Annotated in this window: 3 protein-coding genes; all 3 read right to left on the minus strand. The window is 21.5% G+C overall.

What is annotated here, in order from left to right:
• Positions 1–557: MATE family efflux transporter (locus tag ON17_RS01435; RefSeq protein ID WP_017191722.1), on the minus strand; the 557-nt coding region annotated here is incomplete at its 3' end.
• Between the two features lie 54 nt (positions 558–611).
• Entirely contained in the window at positions 612–1,631 is a 1,020-nt protein-coding gene (trpS, locus tag ON17_RS01440; protein WP_017191723.1) for a tryptophan--tRNA ligase, read from the minus strand.
• 35 nt (positions 1,632–1,666) lie between these two features.
• Positions 1,667–2,583: hypothetical protein (locus ON17_RS01445; RefSeq protein ID WP_261974250.1), on the minus strand; the 917-nt coding region annotated here is incomplete at its 5' end.

Genomic DNA, 2,583 nt, shown 5'->3' on the forward strand with positions numbered 1-2,583 from the left:
ATAAATATTTTTAGAAAAAAATTAAATAAATTTAAAAAGAAAACTTTAGAATTATGTTTTTGAATTCTTTCAAAACCTAAAATAATCATATTAATGGTGACAAAAAATAAAGAAGATAAAGAAAGTAAAAAATAACTTTTTCCGTATTCATTTTTAATAAAGTCTTCATTAATATTTAATAATTTTAAAAAAGGTGCTCTGAAATGTATGAAAAAACTTAAAACAAAAATTACAAAGAAAAAAGAAAATACTAAAAAAAAATTAGATAATTTATGCATTTTTTCAAAATTTTTTAAACTATATTCCCTGGCTATTAAAGAAATTCCGGCAATACTAATGGAAAAAACAAAAATAAAAATTATTTTTTTAGCTCCATTAATTTGCGAAAACATACTTATTTCTTTTAAACCAAATTTATTTTTTAAGAAAAATAAATCAATATTATTAGAAATATTGTTAAAAACTAAATAAATCATCATAGGAAAAGAAGAAAATAAAATAATTTTCCATATGTTTGTTTCTTTCATTTTTTGTGTTTTTTTTTCTAAATCATTCATTTAAAAAAATACCCCCCTACCTTCTGAAGGTATAAGATTTTTTCAAAATTTTTATTATTGCCATCCAATACCTAATTTTTTCTTAACTTTTTTTATTTTTTTTTCTGCAATAAAACTGGAGTTTTTTGCTCCTTTTTCAAAAATTTCATATAAAATAGAGTTTTTATTATAAAAAGAAAATTTCTTTTGAATTTCATCAATTGTTTTCACCACTACATCGGAAACTTTTTCTTTTAAAATTTGATAAGAAGAATTTAAAAAATATTTTTCAGTTTCTTCCATTGATAAATCTTTTAAAGCTGAATAAATGGTTAAAAGGTTTGAAATTCCTGGTTTTTTTTCTATATCATAATAAATTTTTTTATCCGAATCGGTTACAGATCTCATAATTTTTTGTCTAATAACTTTCAATTCTTCTGAAATAAAAATACAACCTTTATCATTTTGCGGATCCAATTGAAAACTTTTGCTCATTTTTTTAGTTGGTTCGGTCAAAGATTTAATTGTATGACCCATTTTTAAAAATTCAGGAATAACAAAAGTTTCTCCGTACAAACTATTAAAACGATCAGCTAAATCGCGAGTCAATTCTAAATGTTGTTTTTGATCTTGACCAACCGGAACCACATTAGCGTCATAAAGTAAAATATCTGAAGCCATTAAAAGAGGATAAGTATAATAAGAAGTTCTTATGTTTTGACTAGAATTATTTTTTTTCTGTTCTTTAAATTGGATCATTCGGTTTAATTCGCCTAAATAAGAATTAGACTCCATTATATAACTCAAATAAGTATGTTGAACAACTTCTGATTGAACAAATAAATTAACCTGAGAAGGTTCTAAACCTGAAGCTAAATAAAGAGCCGCGATATTTTTAATTCTTTTTTTTAATAATGTTGGTTCTTGAAATTTTGTTAAAGCATGTAAATCAGCAATAAAAACATAAAGATCATATTCTTGATTAAATTTTTTTTGAAAATTAACTAACGGTTTAACGACTCCTAAATAATTACCTAAAGTTAAATCTCCAGTTGGCTTTATTCCCGTCACTAATCTTTTTTTTGCAATTGACATTTTTATCAACCTTTTTTTTAAATTTAATTATTTTTTTAATCGTATATAATTATATTACCTTTTAAAAAGATTTTTTTATCATTAAATTTATTCTTAAAATATAGAACAAAGAAAAAAAGAAAAGAAAAGAAAAAAGTTAAAATCAGTATTCTAAAAAAAACAGCTGTTTTTCCTCCAATATTTCTCATATCGAATAATGGTTCACCAAATAATTTATTAATTTCTTTGCCTTGATAAAAATGCTGTTTATGACATTGAATATTAGGATAAGGAAAAAAACATTTATTTCCTCCTTTTTCACAATTACGATAACCTTTAGGAGAGAATAACAACAAATAATAAAAAGATAGAAATAAAATAGGGTGAATAAAAGTTAAAAATATTTTTCTAAAATTATTAAAATTAACTGGAACAAAAAAGAAAAAAAGAACGAAATAAGAAAAAGGTATTAAAAAATGTTGTGAAATACTTAAAGCACACCAAATTCTATCTTCTAAATTATTATTTCTTATAATTTGAACAAAATCACTGCTTTCAGGCATCCAAATTGGATGAAGGAAAAGATTGTAAATAAAAGAAGTTAATAAAGCATCTACCATAATAATAATTATCAATAAAGAATGAATTTTTTTATTTTTAATTTTAAGAAAAAAAGATAATAAAATTAATAAAACAGCAATATTCATTTGAAAAGTAAAATATTTTAAATATCTGAAAAAAACTTCTTTACAAAAAAAAATTCCCTTTTCTTGTTTAGAAAAAATAAAAAAAGTTATTATATCTGCCAAGATTGTAAATAAAGTTATAAATAAAACAAAATAAAATAATTTTTCCCCTTTAGGGTTTTTTAACATATTTAAAAAATTAAGTTTCTTTTTTTCTATTAATTGATTGGTATTCATTTTGTTTTTTAAATTATGATTCTTCCTTTGATTTGATAATTCAATAAATA

The organism is Poinsettia branch-inducing phytoplasma str. JR1 (assembly GCF_000309465.1).
GTDB classification, from domain to species: domain Bacteria; phylum Bacillota_I; class Bacilli_A; order Acholeplasmatales; family Acholeplasmataceae; genus Phytoplasma; species Phytoplasma pruni.

Bases quoted from the DNA above. Each gene is read 5' to 3' on its own strand.
- trpS (WP_017191723.1), bottom strand. From the start codon at position 1,631: ATGTCAATTGCAAAAAAAAGATTAGTGACGGGAATAAAGCCAACTGGA.